General features: G+C 51.9%; 14 protein-coding genes. All 14 read left to right on the plus strand.

Annotated elements, in window-relative coordinates; all coding sequences use genetic code 11:
- The first annotated feature begins 360 nt into the window (after nucleotides 1-360).
- The 14 genes from spoIIE (at nucleotide 361) to lysS (ending at nucleotide 15,960) form a co-directional block, all read left to right on the plus strand.
- Nucleotides 361-2,820 carry a stage II sporulation protein E gene (gene spoIIE, locus AN477_RS12265; protein ID WP_054969458.1) on the plus strand — a complete coding sequence of 820 codons (2,460 nt, stop codon included), beginning with the start codon at nucleotides 361-363 and terminating at the stop codon, nucleotides 2,818-2,820.
- A gap of 162 nt (nucleotides 2,821-2,982) precedes the next feature.
- On the plus strand, nucleotides 2,983-3,762 hold the full coding sequence (locus AN477_RS12270; RefSeq protein ID WP_083486240.1) for a vWA domain-containing protein: 780 nt from the start codon (nucleotides 2,983-2,985) through the stop codon (nucleotides 3,760-3,762).
- 10 nt (nucleotides 3,763-3,772) lie between these two features.
- Nucleotides 3,773-4,777: a protein kinase domain-containing protein gene (locus AN477_RS12275; RefSeq protein ID WP_054969459.1), complete on the plus strand. Its 1,005-nt coding sequence runs from the start codon at nucleotides 3,773-3,775 to the stop codon at nucleotides 4,775-4,777.
- Between the two features lie 92 nt (nucleotides 4,778-4,869).
- Nucleotides 4,870-6,402: a tRNA lysidine(34) synthetase TilS gene (gene tilS / locus AN477_RS12280; protein WP_054969460.1), complete on the plus strand. Its 1,533-nt coding sequence runs from the start codon at nucleotides 4,870-4,872 to the stop codon at nucleotides 6,400-6,402.
- A gap of 101 nt (nucleotides 6,403-6,503) precedes the next feature.
- A complete protein-coding gene (hpt, locus tag AN477_RS12285) occupies nucleotides 6,504-7,043 on the plus strand; it encodes a hypoxanthine phosphoribosyltransferase (protein ID WP_054969461.1) in 540 nt (179 codons plus the stop codon).
- An 81-nt stretch (nucleotides 7,044-7,124) separates the two neighbouring features.
- Nucleotides 7,125-8,933: an ATP-dependent zinc metalloprotease FtsH gene (gene ftsH / locus AN477_RS12290; protein ID WP_054969462.1), complete on the plus strand. Its 1,809-nt coding sequence runs from the start codon at nucleotides 7,125-7,127 to the stop codon at nucleotides 8,931-8,933.
- Between the two features lie 94 nt (nucleotides 8,934-9,027).
- Nucleotides 9,028-10,101: an HD-GYP domain-containing protein gene (locus tag AN477_RS12295; RefSeq protein WP_245631808.1), complete on the plus strand. Its 1,074-nt coding sequence runs from the start codon at nucleotides 9,028-9,030 to the stop codon at nucleotides 10,099-10,101.
- 36 nt (nucleotides 10,102-10,137) lie between these two features.
- Entirely contained in the window at nucleotides 10,138-10,908 is a 771-nt protein-coding gene (locus tag AN477_RS12300; RefSeq protein WP_342668557.1) for a type III pantothenate kinase, read from the plus strand.
- Between the two features lie 29 nt (nucleotides 10,909-10,937).
- Nucleotides 10,938-11,828 (plus strand): Hsp33 family molecular chaperone HslO, encoded by an 891-nt coding sequence (hslO, locus tag AN477_RS12305; protein WP_054969464.1) that lies wholly within the window; start codon nucleotides 10,938-10,940, stop codon nucleotides 11,826-11,828.
- 20 nt (nucleotides 11,829-11,848) lie between these two features.
- Complete coding sequence (gene folP, locus AN477_RS12310; protein ID WP_245631807.1) at nucleotides 11,849-12,709, plus strand: dihydropteroate synthase; 861 nt, start codon at nucleotides 11,849-11,851, stop codon at nucleotides 12,707-12,709.
- A 2-nt stretch (nucleotides 12,710-12,711) separates the two neighbouring features.
- Nucleotides 12,712-13,221: a 2-amino-4-hydroxy-6-hydroxymethyldihydropteridine diphosphokinase gene (gene folK, locus AN477_RS12315; protein ID WP_054969465.1), complete on the plus strand. Its 510-nt coding sequence runs from the start codon at nucleotides 12,712-12,714 to the stop codon at nucleotides 13,219-13,221.
- On the plus strand, nucleotides 13,202-13,444 hold the full coding sequence (locus tag AN477_RS12320; protein ID WP_054969466.1) for a helix-turn-helix domain-containing protein: 243 nt from the start codon (nucleotides 13,202-13,204) through the stop codon (nucleotides 13,442-13,444). The genes folK and AN477_RS12320 overlap by 20 nt, the downstream gene beginning before the upstream one ends.
- Before the next feature lie 282 nt (nucleotides 13,445-13,726).
- A complete protein-coding gene (gene greA, locus AN477_RS12325) occupies nucleotides 13,727-14,203 on the plus strand; it encodes a transcription elongation factor GreA (RefSeq protein ID WP_054969470.1) in 477 nt (158 codons plus the stop codon).
- A 224-nt stretch (nucleotides 14,204-14,427) separates the two neighbouring features.
- Nucleotides 14,428-15,960 carry a lysine--tRNA ligase gene (gene lysS, locus AN477_RS12330; protein WP_054969467.1) on the plus strand — a complete coding sequence of 511 codons (1,533 nt, stop codon included), beginning with the start codon at nucleotides 14,428-14,430 and terminating at the stop codon, nucleotides 15,958-15,960.
- Nucleotides 15,961-16,486: the final 526 nt, after the last annotated feature.

Below are 16,486 nucleotides of genomic sequence, written 5' to 3' on the forward strand. Positions count from 1 at the left end.
ACCGAGGACTGGTTAGCTTAGTCGAACGATATGACGGAATTCGTTCCACAACGTGAACCGCCGTATACCGAACGGTACGTACGGTGGTGTGGGAAGACGGGGGTTAGTCACCCCCTCTTACCCGATTGGCGCGCCCAGAGTCGCGCTCTCCTTTTTAAACTTTACGAATTGAGACGCGGGAATTCCTCAGCATTCGAGCGTATGGCGACAGCAAATACAGCAGAAATCATCGACGCTCTGGGGATTGTGTCGTTTGGCACAGATGCTGTCGGAATATTTCCTGATTCGACAGACGCTGTTTGACAAACTTATTCCGTACAAGCCCATATAATGACTCTACATAATCTTGGGGGGAAGCGTATGGGCGAACAAGCATTGATTACAGGGAAAGCTGTCTCGAAAGTAACGAAGGCCCGCAAGGCACGATGGAAGCCGCTTCAGACGCAGATCAAGTTGGTCGCTCGGGAACTGCTGCTGGTGGCCGTTGCCGTGTTGCTGGGGAGAGCGAGTATCGGTCACAACATAGCACCCTTTGCATTCGCTTTCTTCGTCGTGGTGACAGAAGTGGGAGGAAAACGGCAGAGAATGCTCGCGTTTACAGCCGTTCTCGGCGCCCTTTGGCGGGCGGGCATCACAGGATTTGCGACAGTGCTCGTTGCATTTCTCCTGTACCGAGGAATTCGGGCAGCGTTTTCGGGAAAACGTCAGCTCGACATTCACGCAGTGCCATTTGTTGCAGGTGTGATTGATATCGCAGTTCGACTGGCTGTGGTCGGTACGGTCTGGACGAAGTATGACATTCTGATGGCGCTGGCAGATGGTGCCTTGGTGACGATTCTGTCTCTCGTCTTCATCCAGTCGCTTCCCGTGTTATTTGGACGCGAACGGCCGAGAACCCTGAGACCTGAGGAACTCATGAGCCTCACTATCCTGGCGGGATCAGTCATCAGTGGGCTTCAAGGTCTCGTAGTTCACCACGTTCAGGTTATGCGCGTGGTGGTGGACTGGGTGGTACTCTTGCTGGCATCGGCCGGCGGAGCAGGCGTCGGCGCTGCAGCCGCGGTAACCGTTGGTGTGCTTGCAGTCCTTGCTGGCGGAGAAACGTTAGCGGGGGTTGCCGTGTTGTCCTTTGCTGGACTCCTCTCCGGTGTGATGAAGGAAGGGAAAAGGCTATGGATGGCGATTGCCTTTATGTTGTCCGTCGTACTTTTGTCGGCTGGCGTTCAGACGAATTGGACAGCGGCGTGGCCAGTATGGGCAGCAGCTCTCGTTGCAGCTTTGCTGTTTGTCCTATCCCCTCGGGCCCTTCGCACTCAATTGGCTGCGTACATGCCCGGAACAGTGGAACATCAGGTATCGGAACAAGCGCGTGTTCGTCGTGTTCGGAGCCTTTTATCTGAACGTATGCAGGACTTGGGACAAGTATTCAACGAACTGTCGCAGACATTTGCAGAAGGAGCGGAAAATCGATTGATTTCGGCCCAGCAATTACTTGACCACGCCGTTGCTTCAACGGCAGGCAGCGTGTGCCAGGGATGCGCGAGAAGAAGCAAGTGCTGGGATAAAGAGAGCTACTCAACATATCAGGCCATCACACACACTGTTGAACGCCTTGAAACTGCCCGCGGGACGAACGTCTTGCCATCCCCTGATCTGAAGGAACGATGTATTCGGATCGATCCGATGATGAATACACTGCGTCACCAGCTCGAAATCACAGACAGGGATGCAAAGTGGATGGAAAAACTGCGCGAGCAAAACGACCTCGTTTCAGCACAGTTAACAGGGATTGCTCATGTGATTGAAACGGTGGCAAAAGAGATTGACCGTGGCAATGAGCGCTCACTCGCCGGGGAGGAACAAATTTTATCGGCTCTTGAGCAACTTGGACTGTATGTCGATCACGTTCACATTGTCAGCCTTGAACCCGGTAAGGTGGAGATCGAAATCACACAGCCGTCTGTCGGGGCATACGAGAATTCTGTGCGCATGATAGCGCCGCTTTTATCCGGCATTGTTGGAGAAAACATCAGCGTCCGGCAACTCGACAATGAGGCTAACGGTGGTCCCTGCACAAGTGTCTTCACATCAGCCAGAGCCTATGAGGTGAATACGGCTGTCGCGACCGCGGCAAGGGACGGTAAGGCAGTATCAGGTGACTCCTACAGCGCTGTAGACCTAGGGAACGGTCGGTTTGCAGTGGTTGTGAGTGATGGTATGGGGAACGGAGAACGCGCAAGGAGGGAATCGAAGGCTGCGGTTGAGCTGCTGAAACAGCTGCTGAAGGCGGGCTTTGATGAGAAGTTGGCAATTCAGACAGTGAACTCCGCTCTGCTGCTCAGGTCTCGCGATGAGATGTTCACGACGTTAGATATGGCTCTCGTTGACCTCTACTCTGCAAGTGCGCAGCTTTTGAAAGTTGGGTCAGCGCCGAGCTACATCAAACGAGGGAAGAATGTGCGCACCATTACGGGAGCAGACGTGCCGATTGGCATTTTACGAGACATTGAGGTTCACTCGATTGGAGAGCAGTTCAACGACGGTGACCTGCTGATTCTGATGTCCGACGGTATCTATGACGCCCCGAACCAACTGTATGACAAGGATGACTGGCTGAGAAGGCAGATCGGTCGGCTTGAGACGGACGAGCCCCAGGCCGTCGCCGATACGTTGCTCGAAGCAGCCGTACGTCTCAACCACGGTGAGATTCGCGATGACATGACTGTATTGGTTGCACGCATTTCCGCAAAGAAACCGGAATGGGCTTCGATTAAACTGCCGGGCATCTCAGGGTTGCGACATCGCAGTAAAGGAGCTTAACGACGAAGATGGGTCAAGGGAAGTGTCGGTGGAGATATCAGGGGAAGGGGGAGTGGGCGCAACGGATCGCGCGAAGGAGCAGATCGATAAGTTGATCCAGACGACGAATGGGTTTCCAGTCTCGTGTCCATACTGCTAGTACTTGGACCGGAGGTGAGAGACTTGGAAGAAACCCAGACGAACACAAACAAAGGCACCGTAAGGCAGATCTTGCTGGTCACTGATGGCTGTTCCAACATCGGCGGCGATCCGGTGGAGGTGGCCCGCCAAGCTCGGAAGAAAAATATCATTGTTAATGTGATTGGCATCGTGGATGGCGGAGAACTTGGTCGCCCCGGCAAACAAGAGATCTTATCCATCTCCGATGCGGGGGGCGGCATGTGTCGCGTTGTTCAGTTGAATGAGCTCTCTGCGACAGCGCAAATGGTCACGCATCAAACCATGCAGATGACGTTGCAGCAGGTGGTCAATCAGGAACTGATGCAGGCAATGGGGAAGACGACGGAAGACTTGGCACCCGCTGAACGTGCACGGGTGGCTCAAGTGGTCAACAAGCTGGAAGAGGAATTGCGGTTGGAATTGGTGGTGGCTGTAGATACCAGCGCCAGCATGAAAGACAAGATGCAGATGGTACGGGAAGCCGTACGTGACTTATCATTGTCTCTCGAGGCTCGCGAAGGAGAAACTGCCGTCGCTGTGCTTGCGTTCCCTGGCTCAAATGGTGAAGAGGTCAAGGTAATTCAATCGTTTGCACCAAGCATCGATTTCGACGCGCTTGAAGGTATGCTCGCCGCACGTGGAGGTACGCCGACAGGGCCTGCCATTGAAGAAGCTGTAAAACTGTTTGCTTCAGCACAGAATGGACGAGCTGTTGGAGAGTTAACTGAGTGGACAGACGAAGACCTGCCAGCACGTCGCTGGGACGGTACTTCAAACGCTTGAGGTGACAGCTATGTTGGCACAAGGGGCGAGGTTTACCACCAAATGGTCGCACACGCCCATTGTTGTTGAGGGAAGCTTGGGAGAAGGGGCAAACGGCACCGTGTACCTGGTTCGTACACCACTCGGACAGGCCGCGATGAAAGTTTGTAATGCAAGTGCTGATGTGGCTATGGAGTGGGCTTTATTGACGTCTCTTGGGCAAGGGGCGAATGCATTTCCGAAGCCAATGCTGATTGACGACGGGCCTCCTGAGGCCCCTTTTTTCTATATCATGGAGCGGATTCCGGGGCAGTCTTTGGGAAAGGTCTTGGCACAAGGTGACTTTGCATTGGTGTCCAAAGTCTTTGAAAAGGTGTTGGATGCCCTCGTCGACCTGCACCAGACTGGCTACGCCTTCTGTGACCTGAAGCCTGAAAATGTCATTGTTACGACAGGACGGGATGTCTCCATCCGATTTGTTGACGTGGGTGGTATTACACGTTTCGGACGAGCGGTTCGGCAGTATACCCCTCTGTGCGACAGAGCGTTTTTTGGAATGGGCAGCCGAAAGGCAGAGCCTAGTTACGACTTGTTCGCATTGTTGCTGGGACTTTTGACATCGGCAACGAAAGAGAAAACAGACGACCTAAGCAAGCTCGACCCTGCCAGGCGTCTTCGGCTTCTGGAACAGACGATGCAACGCTTTCCGGTTGAAGCGGTTCCAGCTTTGCTGAAAAGCCTCCAATCAGGTAAAGTGACGACAGCGCTTGAGTTGAAGAAGCGTTGGTCAGACCTTCCGGACGCAAAGAAGCAAATTCAACCGCAGCACGCAGGTAAAGCCAGGACATTGCGAAGAACGCAGACCGCCAGTCAACAGACGGGCGCAGGTGTGAATCGGTCGCCAAAGGGACGGGCCCGTCCTCAACGTCGGTCTCGCATGGACTGGACAGAGCGTTTGATGTGGTTGTCCTTGGGGAGCGCTGGGATTGCTTCGGCAGCAGCTTGGGCCGTTCTGATGGGATGGCTCCCCTCCTGACACAGAATCGTTGCTGAATTTATTCTGTGGAACTAGCGCAGGCATGTTATCATAGAACACAGGCATTTATCACCAGTGGCCAGGGAGGAACTATGTCAGGAGCATTCAGTTTAGGCGACGTGGTCCGCCGGTTTATTGAATCTTCATATCCGGATGCGTCATCTCAGGACTGGACTGTGGCACTGTCTGGCGGAGTGGACTCCATGGTCTTAACCAGGTTGCTAAAGCCCATCGCCGATGAATGGGGAGTGTCTTTATCAGCTGTCCATGTTAACCATGGCATGCGAGCAGAAGCTGCCCGCGATGCGCAATTTGCGGAAAAGGCCTGTAATGAACTTGGTATCCCCCTCTCTTTAAAGACCATTTCGCTTCATGATGTACCCCCTGAATTACATAAAAGCGTAGAGGCTGATGCAAGACGGCTTCGCTATCAAGCGATTGTGGAGTGCGTTTTGGGTGTCCAGAATGTCCCCGGCAGTTCAGGTGTCCCGAGGGGTAAAGCAGATTCGAATCCGTCTGGTGGGCAGGTGATGGGTGACTCGGTTGAGAACAACAAAGTACATAAGCCAGTTGTATTTTTGGCGCACCATGCAGACGACCAAGTTGAAACGGTGTTGCTTCGATTGTTGCGAGGCACTTCTGTCGAGGGCCTTCGGGGGATGCAACCGGTCCGAGAATGGCAAGGGATCCGCTGGATGAGGCCACTCCTCACTGTGTCCAAGTCGCAGCTGGTAGACTACGCGAGCTCGAACGGGATTGACTGCATTCAAGATGAGACAAACTTCGATACCCACTTCACGAGAAACTACATTCGCCACGAAGTTATACCAAAGTTGCACCATGTCCAGCCGAATCTTGCTGAAGTCATCGGGCGACTAACAGATGTTTTGGAAGCAGAGGACAGATGGCTCGCTGAGGTCAGTCAGGAACACTTTCGGACGTTGGTTCAGAAGCGGGGAAAAGACCTTGTCATTCACACAGAGAGACTATTGTCGATTCCGCTTCCTTTACAGAGACGTGTGGTTAAAATAATATTGTATTGTTTAGCCTCTGCGGATTGGACATTTGACCACGTGGACAGTATTCTCAGGTTATGCAGGGAGTCAGGTGCGTCCGCTTTGGTGCATCTCCCAGGACGTGTGCGGGTGCGTAAGTCGTACAACGAACTGCACTTTCTCCGTGTAGACAGCAGAAAGTCAGACATAGGTTCGGTCACGGGCGCTGGACAACTCAAGTGGCGTCTCGACGAGCAGTCCATGTGCCGTCTTCAGTGGTCGGGGAGTGAACAATCTTGGACGTTCCGGTGCGATCGTTGGAACGGGCGAGAGGCCTTGGGACTCCTCCTGGCAGATCGATACCAAGCGTTATTTCCAAAAGGACTTGAAGTCACCATTCGAAGTTATCGAGCTGGTGAACGCATGAAGGTGTTGGGCCTGCAAGGGTCGAAGAAAGTTCAGGATTTGTTCGTGGATGCCAAAGTACCTCGTCATCTTCGGGCCGAGTGGCCTTGTTTCTATGTTGGTGATGATTTGGTATGGGTTCCGGGGGTGGCAAGAAGTACTTTGTTTCTACTTGACGAATTTCAAGACGGATGGCATGTCATCGCGCAAAGTGTGCCATCCTGAGATGGGGATTCTCTGGCAAGAACGTTATGCAACGTAAATGGTGGACATGGAAGACGTTGTGTGACGTACAATAGATTAGGGCAATGGTTGGGGAGGCTGCTATGCATCCGGACTTAGAAGAAATCTTGTTTACAGAAGAGCAATTGATGAAAGCAATTGGTGAACTGGGTGCCCAGCTTTCACACGATTACAAGGACAAAAATCCCTTGTTTATCTGCGTGCTAAAAGGTGCCGTCATGTTCATGGCAGATCTGGTCAAGAGAGTCGATGTACCCATGGAAATGGACTTCATGGCCATCTCAAGTTATGGAGCGTCTTCCAAGTCATCCGGTGTGGTACGAATCCTCAAAGACTTGGACAGGTCAGTTGAGGGACGCGATTTGGTGATTGTCGAGGACATCGTCGACACAGGGCTGACCTTAGCTTACTTGAAAGAGAACCTATTGCACCGACGGGCGGCCTCGGTGAAAGTGGTGACCTTATTTGATAAGCCAGAGGGACGCAAAGTAGAGATCAAACCTGATTATTGTTGTTTTGAAGTTCCCAATGCGTTTATTGTCGGGTATGGTTTGGATTATGCTGAACATTACAGAAACCTGCCTTTTGTGGGTGTTTTAAAGCGAGATGTCTATGTGGAATAAAATTGAGAACCACGTGGGGCTTGCTGTTGCCCCCACTATTAATAGAATGAGGATTTCGCCACACCTGAGAGGAGGTAAGGCATGAACAGGTTCTACCGAAGCATTCTCTTTTACGTTCTTATCCTGCTGGCGATTGTAGGCGTCGTCAACTACATCACAAGTCAGGATCACTCCAAGACGCAGATTTCATATACACAATTCGTGCAGAAGGTTCAGGCGCATGATGTCGCCAGCGTCACAGTTACACCTGAGGGCCTCACCGCCATTGTCGACGGAACCATGAATGACACAGCAAAGACACAGTTTGAAACTCGGGTACTGCTCGATCATAATCTCAGCAGCTTTTTGACGTCTAACAACGTGGATGTCTATAACAACCCACAACCTAAGGCGTCCATCTGGATACAGTTCCTGGAGTCGGTCATCCCGTTTATCTTCATCTTCATCCTGATGTTCTTCCTCTTCAACCAAGCCCAAGGCGGCGGCAGCAGGGTGATGAACTTTGGTAAGAGCCGAGCGAGGTTGTACTCGGAAGAAAAGCGCAAAGTGACATTTCGAGATGTTGCTGGTGCGGATGAGGAAAAAACAGAGCTTGTTGAAATTGTCGACTTTCTGAAAGATCCCAAACGATTCTCGTCGCTGGGGGCCCGCATTCCAAAAGGTGTACTTCTTGTTGGGCCTCCTGGTACCGGTAAAACTTTGCTGGCTCGTGCAGTTGCGGGTGAGGCAGGCGTTCCGTTCTTCTCCATCAGCGGTTCCGATTTCGTAGAGATGTTCGTCGGTGTTGGTGCATCTCGTGTTCGTGACTTGTTCGAAAATGCGAAGAAGAATGCGCCTTGTATCATCTTCATTGACGAAATCGACGCCGTTGGCCGCCATCGTGGCGCGGGACTTGGCGGCGGTCATGACGAACGTGAACAGACACTGAACCAGTTGCTTGTTGAAATGGATGGTTTTTCTGCAAATGAAGGGATTATCATCATCGCAGCGACGAACAGACCGGACATTCTCGATCCAGCTCTTCTCCGCCCGGGCCGTATTGATCGGCAGATTATCGTCAACCGACCCGATGTCAAGGGACGCGAAGAAATTCTGCGGGTTCATGCACGGAACAAACCGCTGAGCGACAATGTAAGGTTGGATGTGATTGCGAAGCGCACACCTGGGTTTACAGGTGCTGATTTGGAAAATGTACTCAATGAAGCTGCTTTGTTGGCGGCGCGCAAAGGCGAGTCGAGGATTGAACAGGTTGATGTCGATGAAGCAATTGATCGCGTCATGGCAGGGCCAGAGAAACGCAGCCGCGTCATGTCTGAGCACGAGCGAAAATTGGTTGCGTATCACGAATCGGGTCATGCTGTTGTTGGGTATTTCCTGCAAAACGCGGATACGGTTCATAAGGTGACGATTATCCCGCGCGGTATGGCAGGCGGGTACACCATCACACTTCCGAAGGAAGACAGATATTTTATGACGCGTCAGGAGATGCTCGATCGGATTTGCGGACTTCTCGGCGGACGCGTTGCCGAGGAGATTGTACTCGGCGAAGTCAGTACGGGGGCATCCAATGACCTCGAACGTGTCACGGGCATTGCCAGACAGATGGTCACGGAGTACGGCATGAGCACCAAACTCGGACCAATGCAATTTGGGAATCGCTCTGGCGGTGGTCAGGTCTTCCTTGGCCGGGACTTGTCAATGGAGCCAAACTACAGTGACAAAGTTGCTTACGAGATCGATCAAGAGATGAAAGACATTGTTGAGGCATGCCACAAGCGCACGCGAGATATTCTGACTGAACGCAGAGATCGGCTCGAGGCCCTGGCACAGCTTCTGTTGGAAAAGGAAACGGTAGACGAAGAGGAGATTCGTCGCGTTATGGAAGGTTAGAATCTCGGCTACCTCCACTTTACCCCTGAGCCACCTTTGTGGCTCAGGGGTTTTTACCACACGTACACAATTGGGGGAGTCAGTCTTGCGTTGGGTGTCTTTGCGGACGGTTACACCGGGGCGGATATTGGCTCAGCATGTTTTGGATGAACGCGGGCGCATTCTGCTCGCACGTGGCATGAAGTTGTCCGATAACATATTGGATAAATTACAGCGCTTGGGCGTGGGGGCGGTGTGCGTTGAAGACCCGTTGACGGATGATCTCCGTGGACGTGAATTTGTTGACCCTGAAATCCGCCAACGGCTTCTTGAGGTCACTTATATGATGCTGAATGAACTTGCGTCTGGTACTTATTCCGGTGTCGTTCGCCCACCACGTGTACGTCGGCGTTTGCAACCCCTGATTCAGGAGGTCATTGCGCAATTACGTGCCCGAGGGGAAGCCGGGGAACATTTCGGCACCGTGTATCTATCGGACGGAGAGTTATATCACCACTCTGTAAACGTCGCTCTTTTCGCGATTGGGGTTGCCATAGGCATGGGGTTGTCGGAAACTGATATGGTAGACCTCGGAGTTGGTGCGTTACTCCATGATGTGGGAAAGCTGAAGATTCCTCAGAAGATCTTAAAGAAGCCTGGACGCCTTACCGATGACGAATTTGCACACATGAAATTGCACACCAGCTACGGGTATCAAGTGTTGCGCGAATCCGCGGACCTGCAAGATTCGTCGAGTCAGATTGCCCTGCTTCATCATGAACGATTTGACGGAACTGGCTATCCAACAGGGCTGGCACGAGATAATATTCCGCTCCATTCTCGCATAACAGGTCTCGTCGATGTCTACGAAGCACTGACCGCGAATCGAATCTATCGACCTGCAAACCTTCCGCATGATGCTCTGGAATTTTTACTTGGCGGCGGCGGCACTCAGTTCGACGCTACGGTGGTTCAAGCGTTCGTTCGGACCATTTCTGTTTACCCCATTGGGATGACACTCGTGTTATCAAATGGGTGCAAAGCCGTAGTGATAGGTTCGCCGGAGTTACAAACACAGCGTCCCCGTGTGCGCGTGATTGAAGATGAACGCGGGCAACCGGTCTGTTCGCCTTTAGAGATTGATCTTGCTAAGGATTTAACCACGCAGATAGTTGCTTGTGAGTCATAGCCTTAATCAGACAGGAGAGCCTTGCCTTTGTTCACAGTGCTCGCCATAGATATTGGAAACAGCAATATGACAATGGGATTATTTGAGGGGAGTCAACTGCTGGCGCATTGGCGGGTGTCTACTGCGCTTGAGAGAACCGCAGACGAACTGGGTTTTCTTGTTAGTGGGCTTCTTCGCCAACGAGGGCTGGAGGAGCATTCGATTGACGGGGTCTCCATCAGTTCCGTGGTCCCTTCGGTGATGTATGCGGTTGAACAGATGTCAGTGACGTATCTGAAACAGGCACCGTTGATTGTAGGCCCTGGTATTCGAACGGGTTTAGGTATTAAATACGATAATCCAAAAGAGGCAGGGTCGGACCGGATTGCCAATGCGGTCGCGGCCATTGAGGCATATGGGGCACCGGTTGTCATTGTTGACTTTGGAACGGCGATGACGTTCACGGTCGTCAATGAACATCGCCAATATGTTGGTGGCGTCATCGCACCGGGCATCAAAATTTCCGCTGATGCACTGTTTCGACGTGCATCCAAGTTACCACATATTGATTTGCAACGGCCCCCGTCAGTCATTGGCCGGAACACCGTGACCAGTATGCAATCGGGGCTTGTCTACGGATTTGCCGGACAAGTAGACGGAATCATACGCCGTATTCAGGCTGAGTTGGGACGCTCGGTTCGGGTTATCGCCACGGGCGGCCTGGCCGATGTAGTGAGTCCTCATTCAGAGACGATTGAGCAGGTCGATCCGTTTTTGACATTAAACGGACTGCGGATTATTTGGGAGCGAAACCGTGGTGCGCGGTGACTAGATAGAAGAACACTGCGTGATACTGAATGAAAAATGGTGGGGTGGAGTATTTGACAGCTTCAGATGTAGCTCTTCGAGGATTGTCGGAGAATGGGAATATTCGAGTCCTTGCATGTGTAACAACACACGTCGTCAACGAGATGCAACAACGGCATCGTTCGTGGCCGGTGGCCACAGCAGCGCTGGGGCGCACCACATCCATCGCTGCTATGATGGGATTGCTGTTAAAAGGTTCAGAGCGGCTGACCATACAAGTTAAGGGGGATGGCCCGCTGGGATCCATTGTCGTCGATGCCGACTCAACCGGTCACGTGCGTGGCTATGTGGACAACCCGCACGTTCATCTGCCATCCAACGCACTTGGCAAACTCGACGTTGGTGGCGGTGTCGGGCAGGGCCTCCTGTACGTGATGCGTGATATGGGGCTTCGAGATGTGTATCGAGGGTCAGCTGAAATCCAATCCGGCGAGATCGCTGATGACTTTACATATTACTTTGCTGTTTCCGAACAGACACCTTCTGCTGTCGGCGCCGGCGTACTGGTCGACACTGACAACAGTGTCATTGTGTCTGGAGGATTTATTGTTCAGTTGCTGCCAGGGCATACCGACGAGGACATTGCAGCGCTGGAACAACATGTCGCGAAGGTATCCAGTGTCACTGATGTTCTCCACGCCGGTGCATCGGCTGAAGACCTTCTCAAGATGGTGGTTCCTTCAGCCAAGGTGTTGGATACAGTCCCGATTGAGTTTCGGTGCACGTGTTCGCGCGAACGGATCGCTGCAACCTTACAGGGCTTAGGTGATGCCGAGATTCAAAGTCTGATTGAGGAACAGGGAGAGGCAGAGGTGATCTGTCATTTCTGTAATGAAAAATATCTCTTCAGCAGGGAAGAACTTGCCGACTTATTGGTATAGCTTTGCAAGGAGGCACCATCATGCAACGTGTTGACATGAAACTGCCGACGGACCGTGACCCTGGTTGGCAGGGACGAGACAAAGGCACTCACAACGTTCAGAAGCGAACGCTTGTTATGGGCATTGTCAATGTGACACCCGATTCGTTTTCTGATGGAGGAAGCTTTGCGAATCCAGCAGCAGCGATTTCACACGCCTATCAATTAATCGAGGATGGGGCAGACATCCTCGATATTGGGGGAGAAAGTACGCGACCGGGGCACCAGCCTGTACCTTGGGATGAAGAGTGGGCAAGAGTTCTGCCAGTCCTTAAAGAACTGACTACGAATTGCAAGATTCCGATCTCGCTTGACACCACTAAGGCACGTGTGGCGGACAAAGCTATCCGTCTTGGCGTCACCATCATCAATGACATTTGGGGAGGACAGGCAGACCCGGATATGCTTCCACTGGCGGCGGATGCGAAATGTACATACGTCTGGATGCATAACCGCCACGAGCCTGTTTCATCAGAGGGATTTACAAACTTGATGCAAGAGACGATGCAGGGCATAGAGCAGTGCCTGGGAGCAGGGATTGACAAGGCTCGATTGTGGCTTGACCCGGGGATTGGATTTGGTAAGACACACGTGCAAAACTTAACTGCTCTACGGAGGCTTCCCGAATACTGTGCACTCGGCTATCCAGTGCTCCTTGGAACAAGCCGTAAACGCGTTGTGGGGCGTACACTTGACCTTCCGGTTAGCGAGCGCCTCGAAGGTTCCTTGGCAACCGTCAGTTACGGTGTAATGTCAGGAATCGATGTAGTGCGCGTTCATGATGTGAAGGAAACAGTCCGTACTTGCCGGATGATCGAGGCGATTTTAGGAGCGGAAGAATAAACATGAGCCAATCCGTCGATGTTGTCGATGTTTATGTAGGTCTTGGGAGTAACATAGGACGAAGACTCCATCACTTGTCTCAAGGAGTGCAGGACCTGGTGGATATTGCTATGCCGGGTTCAATTCGCTGTTCGTCATTGTATGAGTCAGACCCCGTCGGTTATTTGAATCAGGACTCATTTTTAAACATGGCCGTATCATTCAAGACCCATCTCTCAGCACATGACGTACTCGAAAAACTGCTTAAGATTGAGGCCGCCCGTGGGCGAGTGCGCACGATTCGAAACGGCCCTCGTACGCTTGATCTGGACCTCTTGTTCTATGGCAACTCTCGGATTTCGGACACCCGTTTGCAAGTGCCTCATCCTAGAATTACAGAAAGGGCATTTGTCTTATGCCCGTTGCGCGATTTGGATCCTGATTTACTGCTGGAAGATGGGCAACGAGCAGGTCCGGCGGCAGAAGATGCAGCGCAAAGAGGAGGGATACAGTATGTCGGACGTTTTTGGTAGAAGGTTGCGTGCCTATCGAAAGTTGAAAAACTGGACACAGGTAGAGCTCGCGAACGAGCTCGAAGTGAGCGTGGCCATCATCGGCGGGTTAGAACGGGGAACTCGCAACGTCACTCCAGCACTCCTCAAGCGCCTAGAGGAACTCCTGAACGTCAGCCGGACGGAGCTTCTCGGTGACGAGGCTGCTGCTTATGAGGCTATCACTTCAAACGAAAAGAATTGAATCGAGAGTTTGTATCGAATTGCAGAATATTTTGTCGTTTCGTCCCGTTAGGCGGGTACCTTCGTTGACATTCTTTGGGGCCCTCACTATAATTGCGCATAGACATCATGGAAACTCTTCGAGGATGCGTGATGGCACTGTTGGTGTTTGCACTGGCAGTGTCTTCTGTCATTAGGCAAAACCATTTTGGCCGCGTCTTTAAGGATGAGCATATTTGAAAGCGTTTGACGCATATGTAATGAGGTACTTTCAGTGCGTTTCGCGGAAAAAGGAGAGACAGCAATGGCTGAGAAGGAAGTTATCTTGACGCCAGAGGGCTTACAAAAGCTTGAGGATGAGCTCGAACATCTGAAGAGCGTGAAGCGCCGCGAGGTTGCCGAACGTATTAAACTTGCCATCAGTTATGGCGATATTAGTGAAAACTCCGAATATGAAGATGCCAAAAATGAGCAGGCGTTCGTTGAGGGTCGCATTATGACGCTCGAAAAGATGTTGCGGAATGCGCGGGTCATTCATGATGACGATGTGGATACCGAGTTAGTCAGCATCGGATCGACCGTGCTGTTGAAGGATATAGAATTTGATGAAGAAGTTGAGTACACCATCGTCGGGTCAGCAGAAGCGGATCCAGCCAGCAATCGTATCTCGAATGAGTCTCCGGTAGGCCGCTCTTTGATAGGGAAGACTAAAGGGGCAATGGTCGAAGTGGCTGTACCTGCTGGTACCATCCAGTTTCAAGTGCTGAGCATCAAACGCTGATTGAAGAGGACATGTGCGGTAATGAAGGATTTGACTTGAAGAACGCGTTGAAATATTCTTCAAGTTGGAATCATGACTGCGAAGCTCTGGAATCAGAGCCCTGGAAGAGGTTGACGGCGGTCGACCTCTTCTGTTGTTTATTCAGGCTGTTTTTTGGTTTGTAGACCCGTTTCCTGCGCCAGCACACTTAGTCTGGCGTCAGAACTGTTTTGGAGAGGTGAATCATGGACGAGCAAGAACTGTTTGAGACGCGCATGCGAAAGATGGACGAGCTGCGGTCAAAAGGGATCGATCCATTTGGCCACCGCTATGAGGTGACGCACCACGCAGAAGAAATTCACGTTTTTGGTGAGGGTAAATCCAAAGAGGAACTCGAGACCCTCGGCCAAAAAGTTACCATCGCCGGCAGACTGATGATTAAGCGCGGACACGGCAAAGCGTCATTTGGCGTCTTGCAGGATAGAACTGGAACTATTCAAATTTACGCCAAAGTCGACGTTCTGGGTCCAGAGATGTACGAAGTGTTCGATTTGCTCGATCTTGGCGATTTCATTGGTGTTCAAGGCTCCGTTTTTCGAACCAACCGCGGTGAGATTACCGTCCTCGTGGAGCAGCTTGACGTTTTGTCAAAGTCGCTTCGGACGCTTCCTGAAAAATGGCATGGTCTAAAGGACGTCGAAGCACGTTATCGTCAGCGTTATTTGGACCTCATAGTAAACCCGGACATTCGCCGCACGTTTGTGCAACGATCGCAAATCATTCAAACCATCCGGCGTTTTCTCGATGACCGGGGTTACCTCGAAGTCGAGACACCGACATTGCATTCCATCGCCAGCGGGGCAGCGGCGCGCCCCTTTATGACGCATCACAATGCACTTGACATGGATTTACACCTCCGTATTGCCCTTGAATTACACCTGAAGCGACTGATTGTTGGTGGGATGGAGCGAGTCTATGAGGTTGGACGCGTGTATCGAAATGAGGGGATTTCTACGCGCCACAATCCGGAGTTCACGATGCTCGAGTTGTATGAAGCATACTCCGATCTGATTGGCATTATGGACCTGACAGAGGATATGATCCGTCATACTGCCCGTCAGGTTTGCGGTCAACTCCAGATTCCATACGGCGACTATGAAATTGATTTGGAGCGGCCGTTTGCCCGCAAGCACATGCTTGATCTTATTCAAGAAGTCGTTGGCATTGATCTGCGCGGGGTACATTCGCTGGACGATGCAAAGGCACTTGCGAAAGAACACGGTGTTCACATTCAGCCGCATATGGAGTATGGGCACATTGTCAACGAGTTCTTCGAACAAAAGGTCGAGCAGACACTGATTCAACCTACATTCGTTTATGGTCATCCGGTTGAGATCTCGCCCCTTGCGAAGAAGAGTCCTGACGATCCCCGCTTCACCGAGCGCTTTGAACTCTTCATTGTTGCACGGGAACACGGCAACGCGTTTAGTGAATTGAACGATCCGATTGATCAACGCCAACGCTTCGAACAGCAGGCAGCTGAACGTGCTGCTGGCAACGACGAGGCGCAGCCGATAGACGAGGACTTCCTCGAGGCCATCGAGTATGGGATGCCGCCGACAGGTGGGCTTGGTATTGGCATTGACCGGTTGGTCATGCTGCTGACAAACCAGCCATCCATCCGCGACGTGCTTCTGTTCCCACTGCTGCGTGAAAGGGATAGGGACGGAAACAATGGCAAGGATGCCGCGGCAGAAGGTGCTCCGGATGTCGTCTAGGATGTTGGGTAAAGGGTACTGTGGGGCCTGTTCTGGCTCGCAGGTCACACCGGGGTATTGTTAAGCATGATGTGATTAGGCTAGGCCATGATGTGATTAGACTAGGCCCCGCTCGTTGCTCTATGCGAGCGGGGTCGCTTTGTCTTCTCATCTGTGATGAACACACCGACGAAGTGGTGCGGTGGATTTGTATGCAACGCCGTAACGACATCTTGTTAAACACCGTATTCGGCTCGCCTGTAACGCCATATTTGCCTCTTGCAAAACAAAATGCCAAAAGGAAGAAGATTCCACTGGATCTCAGTTGGGAGGCGTGATATATTAGTCGATGTCGCCGCGAGGCGGCTACGATGAAACCCTGATAACAACACTGATATCGAGGCAAGCTATCAGGCATCAAAATGAAGTTGGTTCCTTGAAAACTAAACACACGCAGAGAGTGAAACGTACAGATTCGAAGTGAGCATCTTCGGCAACGAAGAGAGCAAACTTCTCAACTTTGAGAGTTTGATCCTGGCTCAGGACG

It is taken from the genome of Paenalicyclobacillus ferrooxydans, from assembly GCF_001399675.1.
In the GTDB taxonomy this organism is placed as follows: domain Bacteria; phylum Bacillota; class Bacilli; order Alicyclobacillales; family Alicyclobacillaceae; genus Alicyclobacillus_B; species Alicyclobacillus_B ferrooxydans.

Coding starts and splice junctions, on each gene's coding strand:
- hpt (WP_054969461.1), top strand. CDS start 6,504: ATGCATCCGGACTTAGAAGAAATCTTGTTTACAGAAGAGCAATTGATG.
- hslO (WP_054969464.1), top strand. CDS start 10,938: ATGAAAAATGGTGGGGTGGAGTATTTGACAGCTTCAGATGTAGCTCTT.
- AN477_RS12275 (WP_054969459.1), top strand. CDS start 3,773: ATGTTGGCACAAGGGGCGAGGTTTACCACCAAATGGTCGCACACGCCC.
- greA (WP_054969470.1), top strand. CDS start 13,727: ATGGCTGAGAAGGAAGTTATCTTGACGCCAGAGGGCTTACAAAAGCTT.
- spoIIE (WP_054969458.1), top strand. CDS start 361: ATGGGCGAACAAGCATTGATTACAGGGAAAGCTGTCTCGAAAGTAACG.
- ftsH (WP_054969462.1), top strand. CDS start 7,125: ATGAACAGGTTCTACCGAAGCATTCTCTTTTACGTTCTTATCCTGCTG.
- folK (WP_054969465.1), top strand. CDS start 12,712: ATGAGCCAATCCGTCGATGTTGTCGATGTTTATGTAGGTCTTGGGAGT.
- tilS (WP_054969460.1), top strand. CDS start 4,870: ATGTCAGGAGCATTCAGTTTAGGCGACGTGGTCCGCCGGTTTATTGAA.
- folP (WP_245631807.1), top strand. CDS start 11,849: ATGCAACGTGTTGACATGAAACTGCCGACGGACCGTGACCCTGGTTGG.
- lysS (WP_054969467.1), top strand. CDS start 14,428: ATGGACGAGCAAGAACTGTTTGAGACGCGCATGCGAAAGATGGACGAG.
- AN477_RS12320 (WP_054969466.1), top strand. CDS start 13,202: ATGTCGGACGTTTTTGGTAGAAGGTTGCGTGCCTATCGAAAGTTGAAA.